General features: G+C 51.9%; 13 protein-coding genes (1 of these 13 running past the window's edge). 2 read left to right on the plus strand and 11 right to left on the minus strand.

All coding sequences use genetic code 11. From position 1 onward, the window contains the following. On the plus strand, nucleotides 1-1,567 hold the 3' portion of the coding sequence (locus KHQ09_RS14775) for a M23 family metallopeptidase (RefSeq protein ID WP_213599044.1). It extends 401 nt beyond the left edge of the window; 1,567 of the gene's 1,968 nt are visible here — the last part of the coding sequence; the start codon falls outside the window, past its left edge; the stop codon is at nucleotides 1,565-1,567. A gap of 49 nt (nucleotides 1,568-1,616) precedes the next feature. On the opposite strand, the gene KHQ09_RS14780 is transcribed toward KHQ09_RS14775, so the two are convergent. From KHQ09_RS14780 to KHQ09_RS14810, 7 genes are all read right to left on the minus strand, one after another. After that, nucleotides 1,617-3,053, minus strand: coding sequence for a L,D-transpeptidase (locus KHQ09_RS14780; protein ID WP_213600032.1), 1,437 nt, complete (start codon nucleotides 3,051-3,053; stop codon nucleotides 1,617-1,619). 297 nt (nucleotides 3,054-3,350) lie between these two features. Beyond that, nucleotides 3,351-5,936 (minus strand): ATP-dependent chaperone ClpB, encoded by a 2,586-nt coding sequence (gene clpB / locus KHQ09_RS14785; protein WP_213599046.1) that lies wholly within the window; start codon nucleotides 5,934-5,936, stop codon nucleotides 3,351-3,353. A gap of 360 nt (nucleotides 5,937-6,296) precedes the next feature. After that, on the minus strand, nucleotides 6,297-7,217 hold the full coding sequence (locus KHQ09_RS14790) for a DUF4167 domain-containing protein (RefSeq protein ID WP_213599048.1): 921 nt from the start codon (nucleotides 7,215-7,217) through the stop codon (nucleotides 6,297-6,299). 462 nt (nucleotides 7,218-7,679) lie between these two features. Continuing rightward, a complete protein-coding gene (prmC, locus tag KHQ09_RS14795; protein WP_213599050.1) occupies nucleotides 7,680-8,555 on the minus strand; it encodes a peptide chain release factor N(5)-glutamine methyltransferase in 876 nt (291 codons plus the stop codon). Between the two features lie 8 nt (nucleotides 8,556-8,563). Then, the gene (gene prfA / locus KHQ09_RS14800) at nucleotides 8,564-9,640 is read right to left on the minus strand and encodes a peptide chain release factor 1 (RefSeq protein ID WP_213599052.1); all 1,077 of its coding nucleotides are present in this window, start codon (nucleotides 9,638-9,640) and stop codon (nucleotides 8,564-8,566) included. A gap of 140 nt (nucleotides 9,641-9,780) precedes the next feature. Next, on the minus strand, nucleotides 9,781-12,051 hold the full coding sequence (gene ptsP / locus KHQ09_RS14805; protein WP_075657341.1) for a phosphoenolpyruvate--protein phosphotransferase: 2,271 nt from the start codon (nucleotides 12,049-12,051) through the stop codon (nucleotides 9,781-9,783). Between the two features lie 746 nt (nucleotides 12,052-12,797). Beyond that, nucleotides 12,798-14,051 carry an aspartate kinase gene (locus tag KHQ09_RS14810; protein WP_022711258.1) on the minus strand — a complete coding sequence of 418 codons (1,254 nt, stop codon included), beginning with the start codon at nucleotides 14,049-14,051 and terminating at the stop codon, nucleotides 12,798-12,800. Between the two features lie 186 nt (nucleotides 14,052-14,237). Here KHQ09_RS14810 and ubiG point away from each other — a divergent pair, with 186 nt between their 5' ends. Then, complete coding sequence (ubiG, locus tag KHQ09_RS14815; RefSeq protein ID WP_083647263.1) at nucleotides 14,238-15,029, plus strand: bifunctional 2-polyprenyl-6-hydroxyphenol methylase/3-demethylubiquinol 3-O-methyltransferase UbiG; 792 nt, start codon at nucleotides 14,238-14,240, stop codon at nucleotides 15,027-15,029. A 174-nt stretch (nucleotides 15,030-15,203) separates the two neighbouring features. Here ubiG and KHQ09_RS14820 read toward each other — a convergent pair whose 3' ends face one another. The 4 genes from KHQ09_RS14820 to KHQ09_RS14835 form a co-directional block, all read right to left on the minus strand. Beyond that, nucleotides 15,204-15,629, minus strand: a complete 426-nt coding sequence (locus KHQ09_RS14820; RefSeq protein ID WP_116089004.1) for a DUF1178 family protein — start codon at nucleotides 15,627-15,629, stop codon at nucleotides 15,204-15,206. After that, on the minus strand, nucleotides 15,626-16,483 hold the full coding sequence (locus KHQ09_RS14825; RefSeq protein ID WP_213599054.1) for a carbon-nitrogen hydrolase family protein: 858 nt from the start codon (nucleotides 16,481-16,483) through the stop codon (nucleotides 15,626-15,628). The genes KHQ09_RS14820 and KHQ09_RS14825 overlap by 4 nt, the downstream gene beginning before the upstream one ends. Nucleotides 16,484-16,508: 25 nt before the next feature. Continuing rightward, nucleotides 16,509-16,772 carry a glutaredoxin 3 gene (gene grxC / locus KHQ09_RS14830; RefSeq protein ID WP_033316077.1) on the minus strand — a complete coding sequence of 88 codons (264 nt, stop codon included), beginning with the start codon at nucleotides 16,770-16,772 and terminating at the stop codon, nucleotides 16,509-16,511. An 85-nt stretch (nucleotides 16,773-16,857) separates the two neighbouring features. Then, nucleotides 16,858-17,658: a ComF family protein gene (locus KHQ09_RS14835; RefSeq protein WP_213599057.1), complete on the minus strand. Its 801-nt coding sequence runs from the start codon at nucleotides 17,656-17,658 to the stop codon at nucleotides 16,858-16,860. Between the last annotated feature and the right edge of the window lie 45 nt (nucleotides 17,659-17,703).

A 17,703-nucleotide genomic window follows, 5' to 3' on the forward strand; every position in this document is an offset into this window, starting at 1 on the left:
CGCCGATCATCCGGCAAGCCGCCAATATCCGGCATTTGATGCTATGGCTGTTTTCTCTGACGGCGCTAAACAGCAGGTACAGGCTGCGAGTACCGGACAAATTTACGGCGCGAAGGTTGAAAGTGAAATCAGTCTGCGCACAATCGATTTTCCGGTTAATGCCGGAAACTATGATTCAGCATCAGATCTTACCAGTGACGAAGTTGAAAAAGTCGTCCGCAGCACCGGTCAGCTGCTGACTGACGGCGATGTGCAGATCGCGTCTCTTCATTATGTCGATCCGCTGCGCTTTGGTAATAGTGGTGACTCCCCTTATACGCTGACGCAACCGCTTGGCGTGCGTATCACGCAGGAAAATGTCAGCGTCAGCAACCGCCTTCTCGATGGTGAAACCAATACCGGCTTCTCCGAAGATATTATTCCTTTCCGTTCGGATTCGAAAATCATCGATGCTCTGAATAAGAGCGGCTATGAGGGGGAAGATGCGGATAATATTGCTGAAGCCCTGAGCAAGTTGATGAATTCGCCGCGCCTGAAGGCTGGCAGCGTATTGCGTGTGGGTGTGACCTCTTCTGAAGAAGAAGATCATATTGTCCGTGTGACACTCTATAACGGAACAACCCATATTGTTACGGTCGCTCTTGATGACCAAAACCAATATGTTCCGTCTGATGAACCGGAAATGACCCCGCTTCTGCAAACTGCATTTGATGATAATGCACCACCGCCGACAATCCGCGGTGAGCTGCCATCTGTTTATGATGCCGTTTATAAAGCAGCTCTTGCCTATGGCATGACCAATGATATGGCGCGGCAGCTGATAAAAATGCTGGCGAATGATGTCGATCTGCAATCCAAGATCACCCGCTCCGATGCGATTGAAGCATTCTTCTCCCTGCCGGAAGATTCCGAAAGTGCCAACGAAGAATCTCAGCTGCTCTATGTCAGCGCCAATATGGGCGGCACGACCAAAAAATTCTATCGCTACCAGTCGCCGGAAGGCGGCGTGGAATTTTATGATGAGAACGGCCGCAGTGCCCAGCAATTCCTGATCCGTAAACCGGTTCCGAACGGTGTTTTCGGTTCGCCATTCGGCGGACGACGCCATCCTATCCTCGGTTATGTCCGCATGCATACGGGTGTTGACTGGCGTGCACCGCGCGGCTCCCCGATTCTCGCTGCCGGTAATGGTGTTGTTGAAAAAGCCGGTTGGGCCAATGGTTACGGTAATCAGACCATTATCCGTCACGGCAATGGCTATCAGACCAGTTATAACCACCAGAACGCAATTGCTTCCGGCATTACACCCGGCGCACGTGTTCGTCAGGGACAGCTGATCGGTTATGTCGGTTCAACCGGTCTATCGACCGGCCCGCATTTGCACTATGAAGTGATTGTGAATGGCGCAAAAGTGGACCCGATGCGTATCCGTATGCCGCAAAGTCAGTCTCTGGGCGGAAAACAGCTGGAAGTCTTTACGCGTGAACGTAACCGTATTGATCAGCTGCTGGATGGTAAGGGAGATGCCCCTGCCAAGGTTGCCAATACATCTCAGGCAAAAAGCTGATAAATTTTATAGAACAAAAAAGCGGCCTTTCAGGCCGCTTTTTTATTTCTTATTCCGTAAACTCCACGGTCACTCCGGGTTTTACAAGCTTGACCAGTTCTTCCGCATCCCAGTTGGCAAGGCGGATACAACCGTGACTGGCTGTTTTACCGATACGGGACGGATCAGGGGTGCCGTGAATACCATAAGTCGGCTTTGACAGCGCAATCCACACAGTCCCCACCGGCCCGTTAGGTCCCGGCGGCACAATCAGCACCTTGTCATTATTGCCCTGTTTGAAATTAATCTTCGGATTATAGGTATAGTTCGGATTGGTCGCGATACGTTCAACCGTCACAATGCCGGACGGCGAAGGATTATCTGCCGAGCCGATTGTCGACGGATAGGCCACAACCAGTTTGCCGTTTGCATCATAGCCGCGCACTTGTTTTCGTGCCTTATCCGCAATAATTTTAGCAATAGGCGCACGCTTCTGCTTGCCCAGATTAGGCACACGGATCACTTCGCCGGGCTGGCGGAAACTGATACCCGGATTGATTTCCTGAAGATAGTTTTCATCAATGTGGAATTTTTCAGCCAGCATTTCACGCGGCGAGACATAGGCCATTTCCGGCAGCTTTGCCTTCTCGCTGTAATCATTGGGGACAGAAGCCAGATAAAAACGCCCGATATCCTCATTGGTAATCGTATATTCTGTGAAAGCAGGGCCGCCTGTGGCTTCGAGCTGGGCATTGACCTGCGCTTCATCTGCAGGGTTAATGCTCAGACCCGTTACTTCCAGATAAGATGCCGCCGCCTTGTCAACATTGCTGCCTGCTTTGCCGTCGATCACGCCCGGTGATGTACCGGCACGATCCAGCATGATCTGATAGGCTGCAAATTTAGCTTTCGCACCCTGACCTTTCGGCATCACAACTGACGGTGTCTGCGAACCGGACATGCCGGAGGACGTGTTCGGATATTGCCCGTAAGGATCTTCAATCGCAGGTTTGAAATCATTATCATCCGGTGATGGTGCAGCACCGACATCCGGCAAAGCAGAACGGTCAACCGCAGCATTATTCACACCCGTATTGCCACGCGGTGCTGCCGGAAAATAATCCGTACCGGCATCATCCGGCACATTGGCAAAGCCGTCATAAGGCACGCCGCCGCCGACCGGTCCGTTCAATGTCCAGTTATCATTAGAATCCGGCTGCTGCGGAGGCTGTTGCGGATAGCCGCCCGGCTGTTCCTGAATACGCAAAATCTTGCCGCTATTATCCATGGTCACCTGACGCCCTGAAGCATCAATATAGACCCGTACTTTATTATCCTGATAAATAACTTCACCCGGATCATAAAGCTGTGCCATCAACACGGGACGCTCCTCACCGGAAGCAGACCCACCAATATCAAAAGGGGACGCATAAGCGGTCGCCGTTGTCAGACCCGTCAGCGCTGTCACCGACAGTCCGAGATAAGTCTTCCGTAGAATTCCCCGCATTTTATGCATACCACACCCTTTAAAGCGCAAATCTTGTTTCTTCAGCCAGTCGCCTGACCTGAAATGCCTTAGTCACAGATCAGGCCATTTTTATGGTTAATAACTTAACTGCATATGAAGAAGACAATCCGCAACAGATATTTTTTATAAAGCATGACGCAGCTCAATGGACTCATTGAGCGTACGCGAGCATGCGACAATTCAATAAAGCCAGAGCGCCATGAAAAAGCGGCACCACATTCAGTGATGCCGCTTACCATCTCTTCACTCAATCAGGGTGTATTGTACCCCTGAAACTTAGTGTTTCGGCTTAGGCTGGAAAACCAGCCGGTCTGATCCGGCCGAAATATCCACAACCGAACCATCGAGGATATCGCCGCCAAGAATTTTCTCAGCAAGCGGATCCTGTACCTGTTTCTGGATCACCCGTTTCAGCGGGCGGGCACCATAAGCAGGATCATAGCCCTTATCGGCCAGCCAGTTACGGGCATCATCCTCAACATCCAGCGTGATCTTGCGGTCACTCAGCAGGTTCTGCAACCTTGCCAGCTGAATATCGACAATCGCACCCATTTCAGAGCGGCGCAGGCGATGGAACAGAATAATCTCATCCACGCGGTTGAGGAATTCCGGACGGAAAGATGCACGGACAACACCCATGACTTCTTCACGTACGCTATCCACATCCTGATCTTCATTCAGCGCAACAAGATATTCCGCACCGAGATTGGAGGTCATGATAATCAGCGTATTGCGGAAATCCACCGTACGCCCCTGACCATCAGTCAGGCGACCATCATCCAGCACCTGCAACAACACGTTGAAGACATCCGGATGTGCCTTTTCAATCTCGTCGAACAGGATCACCTGATACGGACGACGACGCACAGCTTCTGTCAGCACACCGCCTTCTTCATAACCGACATAGCCCGGAGGGGCACCGATCAGACGGGCAACCGAGTGCTTCTCCATGAATTCGGACATATCAATCCGCACCATGGCTGTTTCATCGGAAAACAGGAATGTGGCCAAAGCTTTGGTCAGTTCTGTTTTACCAACACCGGTTGGTCCTAAGAAGATGAACGAGCCGATCGGACGGTTCGGATCCTGCAGACCGGCACGGGCACGACGCACCGCACGCGAGACCGCCTGCACCGCTTCACCCTGACCGATCACCCGCTTGCCGAGTTCGTCTTCCATCCGCAGCAGTTTTTCCCGTTCGCCTTCCAACATCCGGTCAACAGGAATACCTGTCCAGCGGGAAATGATCTGCGCGATGTGATCCGGTGACACAGTTTCTTCCAGCATTGTGCCGGTATTTTCCTGTGCTTCCGCATCGCTCAGCTGTTTTTCCAGCTGCGGGATCGTACCATAGGCCAGTTCACCGGCTTTCTGGAATTCACCATTCCGCTGGGCAGTGGCCAGAGCATTACGCGCATCTTCAAGCTGCTTTTTCAGATCTGCCGCATGGCCGAGTTTCTGCTTTTCTGCCTGCCACTTGGCGGTCAGTTCAGCGGATTCCTCTTCCAGATCGGTCAGTTCTTTTTCAAGACGCTGCAACCGGTCTTTCGAAGCCGTATCAGTTTCCAGCTTAAGCGCTTCACGCTCAATCTTCAGCTGCATGACACGGCGATCCATCTCGTCCAGCTCTTCCGGCTTGGAATCCACCTGCATACGCAAGCGCGCAGCCGCTTCATCCACAAGGTCAATCGCCTTATCCGGCAGAAAACGGTCAGTGATGTAGCGGTTCGACAAGCTTGCGGCTGATACCAGAGCAGAATCCGAGATACGCACTTTGTGATGCTGCTCGTATTTTTCCTTCAGCCCGCGCAGGATCGAGATCGTATCTTCAATGGTTGGCTCATTGACAAATACCGGCTGAAAACGACGGGCAAGAGCCGCATCTTTTTCAACATATTTGCGGTATTCTTCCAATGTTGTTGCACCAACACAGTGCAACTCACCACGCGCAAGCGCAGGCTTCAGCAGATTGGATGCATCCATCGCGCCGTCCGATTTACCGGCACCGACCAGAGTGTGCATTTCGTCGATGAACAGGATGATTTCACCTGCCGCCGCTTCAACTTCCGTCAACACAGCTTTCAGACGTTCTTCAAATTCACCGCGATATTTCGCACCGGCAATCAGCGCCCCCATATCCAGCGCCATCAACCGCTTGTCTTTCAGCGATTCAGGCACGTCACCATTAACGATACGCAGTGCCAAACCTTCGGCGATCGCGGTTTTACCCACGCCCGGTTCACCGATCAGCACCGGATTATTCTTGGTACGGCGCGACAGAACCTGAATGGTACGGCGGATTTCTTCATCACGGCCAATCACCGGATCAAGCTTACCGGAACGCGCATCCTCGGTCAGGTCACGGGCATATTTTTTCAGCGCTTCGAAATTGGCTTCAGCAGAAGCACTATCGGCAGTCCGGCCTTTACGCATCTGATTAATTACCTCATTCAAAGCTTTGGCTGTGACACCGGCTTGTGTCAGAATTTCATAGGTTTTTGCGCTTTTTTCCAGTGTGAAAGCGGTGAGCAGACGCTCAACCGTGACATAACTGTCACCGGCTTTGGTGGCCAGTTCTTCCGCAGTGGTCAGGATTTTTGCAAGTGCTGGCGACAGATATAGCTGTCCGCTACCGCCGGTTACTTTCGGCAGTGCAGCCAAGGCACTCTGCAATCCGAGCTTAAGATCAGCAAGGCGACCGCCTGCCCGCTCGATCAGGCCGGAAGCCAGACCTTCTTCATCATCCACCAAGACTTTCAGCAGATGTTCAGGGGCAAATTGCTGGTTATCAGAATTCAATGCAAAGCTTTGCGCTGACTGGAGAAACCCCTGTACGCGCTCGCTGTATTTTTCAATATTCATAGTGTCTCCTTTTCGCCCGCCAGCCCTTCAAGGCACCGGCAGATCATGGGTGACGGCTCCCCCTTAAAGGCAGGAACCATTATTCAGCAGACTTAGATAAACGGGACAAAATATTCCGGCAAAAATCAGAACCAGTTTCACTGGAAATGCATGGAATAAATTGCTCCGGCATCCTGTCATAAGGGATATGGGGCGATAGCCCTCTCCCTGCAAGGGCTGAAAGCATGAAGGTGAAAAATTATTATCACAACAGGGGTTAAGCCCCGCCCGCAGTTATGCAAAGCCGCAGCCATGCCCGCCCGCACATAAAAAAACCGGCAGATTTCCCTGCCGGTTTTTATTCTCTCTTATGCAAACAGATTATTCTGTTTCAGCAAAAGCGGTATCCTGATCCTGATTTTCACCATCAGCCTTCGCTGCACGGCTTGTCGTGCGGCGCGGGCGCAGAACACGGCGGGTGCGCGGTGCCGGTGCTTCATCCGCACCGGTTGCTTCAGCAACAACATCCTGCTTCGCTTCCACTGCCGGTGCATCATCACCGTCCTGCATAACAGGCGCAGCGGCACGCGGACGACGACGGGTAACAGGCGCTTCCGCAACTTCAGTCACAACCGGTTCAGCAAAATTTGACGTGACAACCGGCTGTTCAGCAGACTGGTCAAAAGGCACCTGTGCGGCTGCAACCGGCGCTTCCTGTCCCTGATCTGCACCATATTCCGGACGCTGATGACGGCGCGGGCGCTGCATGCGACCCTGACGGTCATTGTTGCGGTCGTTACGATCATTGCGATCATTACGGTCGCCGCGATCCTGACGATTATTCTGCTGACGGTTATTACGGTTGGAAGAACGGGAATTTTCTTCGCCATACATGACTTCAGCAGGCGTGCCTTCGATCACAGGCTGCGGGCCGCTGCCATCATAAACTTCCTGATGCGATACGGACTGGCCGGAATGACCCTGCTCCATACCTTCTTCATCATCAAAGTCATCATCAAAAGCTTCATCGCGCTGCACCGGCGCAGGATTTTGTGCCTGTGCCGCCAGAATAATGCGATTGTAATGTTCAGCGTGCTGCAAATAATTTTCTGCAATCACCCGGTCGCCGGTCGCCTGCGCATCACGGGCCAAAGTCATATATTTTTCGGCAATATGCTGCGCATTACCCCTGATTTTTACATCAGGTCCGTTACTTTCGTAATTACGGGAAAGAGGATTAGGGCCCTTACGGTTATTATTCCCCCGTCCACGCATGCGCCTGTTCTGCTGTCCTGGCCTCATACTCATCTCTTTTCAGATTAGGGGCGAAGAAATCATTTCAGCTGAAAGGGCTGAGCGACTTCATAACTACAATAACAGAAAGCGCGCCCCGCACTTTCAGCGTATAATTTTAATTTAAGTTTTGTGCTGCCGTGTCAGCAACTCCGCAAAGGAGGTCGGTTGAAAAACCACCGGACAGCTGCTGATCAAAATGTCTGAATCACTCATAATTTCGCGTCGCATGACACGGTTTTATAAAGATACAAATTCAAACATATAATTTCAGGCTGACAACCCTGTCCGACATACCAATGCATAATTCTTTAAATCGCTGCCGGTTTAAAAATGAGATTACGCATTAGTCCGAATTGTTACCGCATCTTTCATCCATCCTACAGGACATGCGATGCAGTAGCGGTGACAGGAAATTAGACGTGTTTGCCGTAAATTCCAAGTCTTTTTTGGGCATATTAAACATTAAAGTCAACGCTGAAATGACAATGCCCGTTTATGACCGGCCAAATCTTCGGCTACGCTTGTCAGACGGAATGAATATTGTGCAAAAATTGCCTCCGTATCATCCGCCTGTCCTGCCCCGATTTCCACAGCAACTATACCATTATCATGTAGGTAGGCGCCACTGTGCTTTGCAAGAGCACGATAAAAATTTAATCCGTCCTCTCCGCCGTCCAGAGCACGGCGCGGATCGTAATCTTTAACTTCCCTGTCCAGTTCAAGCACTGTTTTTGCCGGAATATAGGGCGGATTCGAGACAATCAGGTCATATTTTCCGCGAACCGCACCAAACCAGTCACTTTTCAGAACAGCCAGGCGTGATGAAACACCCGCCAATTTTGCATTGATCCGTGCCGCTTGCAGGGCGCCTTCAGCAATATCAACAGCAACACCGCGCGCGGTCTTTATTTCATGCAACAGGGTAATCGCAATTGCCCCCGTACCGGTGCCCATATCCAGAAGATCAACGAAGCCCTTTTCTGAGCTTCTCTGTTCGAGAAACGGCAATACCAGCCCGATCAGCGCCTCTGTATCAGGGCGCGGCTCAAGCGTATCGGCATTTAATTTAAAGCTCAGACCATAAAATTCGCGCTCACCGATGATTCGGTGTACCGGCTCACCGGCCAGCCTGCGCTGCATTGCACCCAGCACTCGCTCCGTCACATCCGGCGCGACAGCTGTATCCGAACGGGTTACAAAATCTGTCAGCGTCGCACCGGTAAAATGCTGCACCAGCAGGCGCGCATCCAGCTCGGCACCGTCGATTTCTGCCTGCCGCAACTCAAGCCGCACATGGGCTAAGAGCTGACCAAGCGTGTTATTTGTAGTTTCCGGTTTAGTCATAACGGCGATCAATTATCACCCAATTCCGCCAGCAATGCGGTCTGGTGATCCGAAATCAATGCATCCACCAGCTCATCAAGCTCGCCCATCATCACGCGGTCAAGCTTATAGAGTGTGAGATTAATCCGGTGATCCGTCACACGGCCTTGCGGAAAATTATAAGTGCGAATGCGCTCTGAGCGGTCACCGGAGCCAACCTGACTGCGCCGCGCTTCCGAGCGTTCGCTCTCTGCACGCTGGCGCTCCATGTCATAAAGACGTGCGCGCAAAATCTGCATCGCACGCGCACGGTTCTGGTGCTGCGATTTTTCTGCCTGCACCACCATAATCCCGGTCGGAATATGGGTGATACGTACGGCCGAGTCCGTGGTATTGACGTGCTGACCACCGGCACCGGACGCGCGCATCGTATCAATACGAATATCTTCATTGCGGATTTCAATATCAATATCTTCCGCTTCCGGCAGCACAGCCACCGTTGCCGCCGATGTATGAATACGGCCGCTGGCTTCCGTTTCCGGCACGCGCTGTACGCGATGCACACCGGATTCAAATTTCATCTTGGAAAACACACCCTTACCGGAAATTGTCGCAATGATTTCCTTAAAACCACCGGCATCGCCTTCACTGGCAGAGACAACCTCGACACGCCAGCCTTTATCGGCAGCATAACGCTCATACATGCGGAAGAGGTCACCGCCAAACAAGGCCGCCTCTGAACCGCCGGTACCGGCACGAATTTCCAGAATAGCGTTTTTCTCATCCGCCGCATCTTTCGGCAGCAGCAAAATCTGGACTTCGGCTTCCAGCGCCTCGACTTTTTCTTCCGTATCCGGAATTTCCATTTCAGCCAAAGCGCGCATTTCTGCATCGCCGGATGCATCATCGCGCATGGAAACCAGATCGCTCAACTCCTGACGGGCAGCCTGCAATTCACGAATTTTCAGCGCCACATCTTGCAGCTCGGAATATTCCGACGCCAGTTTGACATAGGTTTCCGGCGAAGGATTATTCGCCATCTGCGCTTCAAGCATGACAAAATGCTTTAACAACTGATCCATTCTGTCTTGCGGAAGCGCGACCATGCGATAATCCTGATAATATAATTATATGTCTGAAATTCAGTTTTCAGCTTGATGAGCGCACCCATAAAGCATTTCGCAATCAAACGGAAATGCCTGATTGCGAAATTTTCTGCACAAATGTCAGCGCTTTTTGTGGTCTGTTACAGAGGAATGCCCTGTTCGGTTGCAAAACGAACCAGATGCTCGCGGATTGAACCGTTGGCATCAGGTCTCTGCACGAGGTCGCTCAGAACCGTATTCAGCTGCGCCGCATCAAGCGACAACAGCATATTTTTCACCGGTCCGATTGCCGCTGCAGACATGGAGATCGAGCGAAAGCCCAGCCCCACCAGCATCATCGCCGTTAATGGCTTACCCGCCATTTCACCGCAGAGTGTCACCGGTTTATTGTGGCGCTTGCCAGCTTCGGCAATCTGCTGCAACACCCGCAAAAATGCCGGAGACAACTGGTCAAAACGATCTGCAATCTGCGCATTGCCACGGTCAACAGCCATAATGAACTGGAACAGATCATTCGACCCTACCGAGGCGAAATCCACTTCGCGCATCAGCTCATCCAGCTGCCACAACAGTGACGGCACCTCGATCATCGCCCCGACTTTCAGACTGCTCGGCGGCTGATAATCAAAACGGGTCAGGTAATTGACTTCCCGTTCGATAATCTCGCGGGTCGCTTTCACCTCTGCCACTTCTGTCACCATCGGCAACATAATGCGCAATTCACGACCGCCCGCCGCTTTCAGCAGTGCTCGCAACTGCGTACGCATCAGACCAGGCCGGTCCAGAGCAAGGCGGATCGCCCGCCAGCCCATCGCCGGATTTTCTTCATGGGCGTTGGAGCGGAAATAAGGCAGAACCTTATCACCGCCGATATCCAATGTACGGAAGGTTACCGGCTTGTCGCCGGCTGCTTCCAGCACTGCGCGATAGAGCTTTTCCTGCTGGCCGGAACGCGGGAAAGTAGAAGCCACCATGAATTGCAGCTCTGTGCGGAACAGTCCGACACCATCCGCACCGGATTCTTTAAGCTGCGGCAGATCAACGATCAGCCCGCCATTCATCAGCAAGGAAACCGGCTGACCATCTTTGGTAATCGTCGGCTTATCGCGCAACTCACGATAAAGCGCCTGTCTTTTAGCGCGGAAACGGACTTTCTCCGCATAGGCTGCTTCAACATCCGACTGCGGCCGCAGATGAACACGGCCATCTTCACCGTCAATAATGATCGCATCATTATTTTCAGCCAGTGCAACTACGCCTTTGGCCTGCCCGACCACCGGAATACCCATGGCACGCGCGACAATCACCACATGGCTTGTCGTTGCACCGTCTTCCAGCACCAGACCGCGCACTCGCTCGCGCGGGTAATCCAGCAATTCCGCAGCCCCCATGGAACGGGCAACGATGATCGAATCCTTCGCCATCATTTCCGCAGCGGTTTTCGGATCATAACCCATCAGCTGCCGCATCAGACGATTGGCAAGGTCATCAAAATCACTGAGACGCTCACGCATATAAGGATCGCTCAGATGCATCATCCGTGCGCGCGTATCGCTCTGTACCTTTTCAACCGCTGCTTCCGCGGTCAGGCCATTGCGGATAGCTTCCTCAAGGCGGCGCATCCAGCCACGGTCATGGGCAAACATCCGGTAGGCTTCAAGCACATCCCGATGCTCCCCCTCTACCGCCACATCGCGACGCGACAACATATCGTCGATTGAGAGACGCAGAGATCCCATCGCCTCATCAAGGCGGGTGATTTCATGCTCGATATCTTCATTAAAGAGATTGGTTACGACAATGCGCGGCTCATGCAGCAGCACATGCCCGAGACCTACACCATCATTATAGGCATGACCGTTGAAGCTGACAGAACGCCCGTTGGTCAGCTCCACACCGGGACGCGCAAGGCGGGTGAGATTGCCTGCGGCAACCATTTCCGCCAGCACCATGGCGGTTGTTTCCAAAGCTTCCAGCTCATCTTCGCGATAAGCACGCTTGGTGCGATTCTGCACGACTAGAACGCCCATCGTCCGGCCTGCGCGCAATACCGGCACACCGAGAAAGGAGTTATAAATTTCTTCACCGGTTTCTGGCAGATAAGTGAAAGCCGGATGGCTCTGCGCATCAGTCAGATTGAGCGGGCGAGCGGTTGCGGCAATCGTACCGACAAGCCCCTGCCCCAGACGCAGCTGCGCCAGATGCACGGCCTGCGGATTCAGACCTTCGGTCGCATAGAGCTCTAGAATTTCATCAGATCGGAGCACATAGAATGAACAGACCTCCGCCACCATATTTTGCGCGATTTCGCGCACGATACGGTCAAGACGTTCCTGCGGTTCGAGCGCTTCCGCCATTAAAGCGCGAAGACGCTTGAGCAAAATCCGGGGTCCGGCTGTCAGCTCACGCATAGGGTCTCAATGCTCCTCCATATGCCTCATGCCAATCTCAAACCACAATACACAATGTATATGGTTCGTTGTCGGCTTTTACCGATTTTCCGATCGGCCGGTCAGGCATTGTTTCATCCTGATACTACAAGACCAGTCCGATCACGAATCACACCGCTGTGTGCATAGCTCAGTTTGGTTTGCTTGTGAGCATTTTTCTCACAATCGTCCAGAGTACAATTATCAAATCTTATTATTCATTGTGCTCTTATTCCAGTTTACGTGTCTAAAATGGGGCATAAACCGATTAAAGCATCTCCATCAACAAAAATGATTTTATTTATCCCGCTGCCCGCACATGACCAAAGCCGGATCGTCCTGCTCTTATTTCCGCTCTTTAGCTATGCAGTAGCTGCATAGCTAAACCCTGTATTTCCGTTTACCCCTGAAAAGATAATAGCATGTCGCGGAAAAGTGGGTACCGGTTTTCCGATAGTGACATGCGTAAAAACAAGGAGATAGAACGAACGCCATGAATGTGATTAAACGCGGCACGGCCTGTTATAATGTTGCCGCCCAACAGAAATGAATAGAATACAGGCAGAAAAAAAGGCAGCACCGCGAAGCACTGCCTTTCTGAAACTTTATAATTTACGCAGCTGTTAGAGCATTTCACAGTCAAGTTGGATCAACTTGACGGCAGTGATAATGCGACCAAATAAAGAATCTAGAGCGAGCGCTATGATCCAATCTGGACGTAAACCGCTCTAGTGCTTATCCAGCCCGTAAACAGAATGCAGGGTTCGTACCGCCAGTTCTGTATATGCGCTGTCAATCAGGATCGAGATTTTAATCTCGGAGGTCGTGATTGCGCGAATATTGATGCCTTTTTCAGCCAGCGCCTTAAATGCAGTCGCTGCAACACCTGCATGAGAGCGCATACCGGTGCCGATTACCGAAATTTTTGCCAGACCGGTTTCCGACTGAATGGAGTCACAGCCGATTTCAGCTTTCACCTTATCCAGCGCATGTACAGCCTTATCCATATCACCGGAAGGTACGGTGAAGGTCATGTCGGTTTTCGAACCGTCTTCGGAAACATTCTGAACAATCATATCAACATTGATATGTTCTTCAGCCAGCGGGACAAAAATCGCCGCAGATACACCCGGGCGGTCGGCCACGCGGCGCAATGAGATCTGAGCTTCATCTCGGGCGAAAGCAATACCAGTTACAACCTGTTGTTCCACGATTTCATCCTCATCGCAAATCAGTGTTCCGGGAGGGTTGAGCGGATCACCCATGCCCGGCGCATGCGGATCTTCAAAGCTTGAACGTACAAATGTACGCACTTTATGCACCATGGCCAGTTCTACGGAGCGAACCTGCAGCACTTTAGCGCCAAGGGATGCCATTTCCAGCATCTCCTCAAAGGAAATCTTGGCCATACGGCGGGCTTTTGGCTCCACGCGCGGATCGGTCGTATAGACACCATCCACATCCGTATAAATATCACAGCGATCAGCTTTAACCGCTGCCGCAACGGCAACTGCCGAAGTATCGGAACCACCGCGACCGAGCGTCGAAATACGGTTGTCCGGGCTGATGCCCTGGAAACCGGCAATCACCGCAACCTGACCTTCGCCAAAACGCTTGATCAGGAAAGAACCGTCAATATCGGTAATACGTGCCGCACCATGCGTCATGTCGGTTTTGATCGGGATCTGCCAGCCCTGCCATGAGCGCGCATTCACGCCCATAGACTGCAGCACAATCGCCAGAAGACCGGCCGTTACCTGCTCGCCCGATGCAACAATCGCATCATATTCACGGGCATCATGCATCGGTGATGCTTCACGCGTCCAGGCAACCAGTTCATTGGTTTTACCGGCCATAGCCGAAACCACAACTGCTACTTCATTGCCGGAATCGACTTCACGTTTAACGTGACGCGCCACATTCCGGATCCGTTCAAGATCGGCCACAGAAGTACCGCCGAATTTCATCACAATGCGCGCCATTATGTCGACATATCCTAAATGAAAATGAGAACCAACGGAACCTGCCATCGTACTGAGAGGTACTCCTGACAGGTAAGTGATGCTGACATACCGAAATTATGACCACTTCGCAAGCGCAACAGGCGAAAAGATACTTGACTTTCATCAATGAACAGACAAGTCCATTGGTAGGAAATGGAGAAAGCTATGTCCGACACGTCCAGACAGACAGATACTGGCTCACAACAGCCACAGGAAGCCGTATCCGGCCGCACCACGATTGATCCCGCTGAAGTTGCGCATTTCTCGCGCATTGCCAGTGAATGGTGGAACCCGCAGGGCAAATTCCGCCCGCTCCATAAATTCAATCCGACCCGTCTGGAATATCTGAAAGAACAGATCTGCAAGCATTTCAACCGTGATCCGCTGGCGGCAAGACCGCTGGAAGGCCTGCGCATTCTGGATATTGGTTGCGGCGGCGGTCTGCTTTGCGAACCGATGGCACGCCTTGGCGCTACAGTTATCGGTGCCGATGCCTCAACCACCAATATTGAAGTCGCCAAAATCCATGCTGCGGAAATGGGCATTGAAATCGATTATCGTGCCACCACAGCAGAAGATCTGGCCGATGCCGGTGAGCAATTTGATATCGTGCTGAATATGGAAGTGGTTGAGCATGTTTCCGACGTCGATCTGTTCATGTCGGCGACTGCGAAAATGGTCAAACCGCAGGGGCTGATGTTTGTTGCCACCATCAACCGCACACTCAAAGCATGGGGTCTGGCGATTATCGGCGCAGAATATGTGCTGCGCTGGCTGCCGAAAGGCACCCATCAATATGAAAAACTGGTGCGTCCTGAAGAGCTGGAAAAACCATTGCAGGCTGCCGGTCTGACCGTGCTGGAAAAAACCGGTGTGAGCTATAATCCGCTCAATGATACATGGAGCCGCTCACGCGATCTCGACGTGAATTATATGGTTCTGGCACAACGCCGCTAAATTATGCTTGGAAAAAACTGATCCGTATATACGGATCAGTTATAGAGCATTTCACATTCAAGTTGATTCAACTTGAATGGCATGACAATGCGACCACTAAAGAATCTAGAGCGAGCACTGTGATCCAATCTGGACGTAAACCGCTCTAGTCCTCAGCCATTGAACCGGCACGGTTCAATTATAATCCTCAGGAAGTACCGGCAGCGGCAGAATTTCCACACCGTCTTCTACAAGTGATGTGATTTCTTCCTTCGTTGCCTCACCGTAAATGCCGCGTTCCTCCGTTTCACCATGGTGAATTTTACGCGCCTCTTCTGCAAAACGGTCGCCGACATAATCGGCATTTTCTTTTACCTTACGACTGATCTCACGCATCTCATCCAGCAGTTTGCGCTGGGCTTCACCCATGGTCGCAGCAATTTTCTCTTTGGTGCGACCGGTGGTGACGGACGGTGCCATCAGCGCCTTATTCACATTTGGCGAATGACAAACAGGGCACTGCACCAGACCGCGTGCGGTCTGGCTGTCGAAATCCTCATTATTACGAAACCAGCCCTCAAATTCATGGGACTGGTCACAGTGCAGAGAAAACCGCATCATGCCTTGATCGTTTCACCTTCCGCGACAATGGTTTCCAGTTTGAATTCCCGCGCATTTTTCAAATTCGGGATTTTATTGCGGGCAGCAGCGCTGTCCGCCACATCAATATCCGCATAGATCACTGCCGGATTGTCATGATCGGCTTCCGCCAGAACTTTGCCCCATGGTGAAACAATAATTGTGTGACCATAGGTCTGGCGATTGCCGTTATGCAGGCCGCCCTGCGCAGCAGAAATCAGGAAGGCACCATTTTCAATGGCACGCGCCCGCTGCAAGATATGCCAATGTGCCTCACCGGTCTGACGGGTGAAAGCAGCAGGAGCGGAAATCACATTAGCACCGGCATTGGCCTGCGCCTGAAACAGCTGCGGGAAGCGGATATCGTAGCAGATTGCCAATCCGAGTTTCATAAATGGCAGTTCTGCGATCACTGCGCGGTCCCCGGCCGAAATCGTATCGGATTCACGCCAGCTCTCACCATTATCCAGATCCACATCAAACATATGGATCTTGTCATAAGTGGTGATTTTCGAACCATCAGGCGCAAAAACAAAAGCACGGTTGGCGATCAGCCCGCTCTCAAGTTTAATCGGTGTGGAACCGATATGGAGATGAATGCCGTGACGCTTTGCCAGAACCGAGGCTTCACGCACCATAGGATCATCCTGCTCCGCATGAAGACTGGCATGGTAAAGCGCACGGTCATTCTGAATAATGCCGGTATTTTCAGGCGTCTGCACATATTGCGCACCTTGGGCGGCAGCCTCTCCGACCATACGGCTGAGGGCTTCAATATTGGCGGACATATCGCCATCAGAACGCATCTGCACTGCTGCAACTTTAACCATCGACATTATTCTCCCCTTTATGCCTTATAGATTAGTCTGCTTTACCGGTTTCCAGCAGAGTAACCAGCTTGCCTGCACGATCCAGCGCATGAAGATCGTCACAACCGCCGACATGCACATCACCGATAAAAATCTGCGGAAATGTTGTACCACCGGAGCGGGTCATCATTTCTTCGCGATATTTCGGATCAACACTCGCATTAAATTCCGTATAGCCAGGTGCGCGTTCATTCAGCAATTGTTTTGCACGTGCGCAGTAACCACAGCCGTCACGGGTATAAATTTCAACATTCATTTCAAGAGTCTCCAGAGTTTCAACTCTATATAACCATGCCTGCACAATCATCCAAGCATTTGCTGTCGGTTTGTTGTCGCGGGTATTATTTCTGTATGTCCGGTAAAACCCTGCCGAAAGTCAGCACATCCACTTCTGCTGCACCTGCTTTCAACAAGGCACGGCATGCGGCCTTCACCGTTGCACCGGTGGTATAAACATCATCAATCAACAGCACAGTGCGCCCCTGCACGCTATTTCGCCCTGCCTCCGGTACCTGAAATGCACCTGCCACATTGCGCAACCGCTCGGACTGGCTCAGTTCCGCCTGCTGACGTGTATCTTTAATGCGTTGCAATGCAGAAGGATCATAGGTCTTACCGCTGAGCTTCGCCAGAACCCGTGCCAGTTCTGCTGCCTGATTATAACGGCGTTTCCACAAACGTTTGCGATGCAGCGGCACCGGAATAATCACATCACATCCCTCAAGCAATTCATGCCCTGCCCGCTGCATCCAGCGTGCCATCCATGGAGCGAGATCAAGCCGGTCATAATATTTCAATGAAATACCGGCATGACGTGCCGAACCATCGTGGCAGGCGACAGAACGCAAACACCGGAAAGGCGGCGGATCGGTAATTGCCTCGGCTGAAAGAAAATGCTCACCAAAATCATGGGTAAAGGGCGTGCCCATCACCGGACACAACGGCGCTTCCAGAAAGCGCATCTCACTCCAGCAAGCTCCGCATAAAGTGCCTGCCTGTGAAACAGGACTGTCGCAGCCCTCGCAAAGTGCCGGAAAAATCCTGTCCGGCAGCGTTTTCAAACAGGTCTGCATACTTTGCAGCAAGCGCCGAAAACCTGTCTCTCTCACAACAGTTTCATGAGAAAGCGGCAATTCCCCCATTGCATTCGCCCCCGATTGAACGCATTTACAACACCATGCCAGATG

This window comes from Pseudochrobactrum algeriensis, from assembly GCF_018436245.1.
Lineage (GTDB): Bacteria > Pseudomonadota > Alphaproteobacteria > Rhizobiales > Rhizobiaceae > Pseudochrobactrum > Pseudochrobactrum saccharolyticum.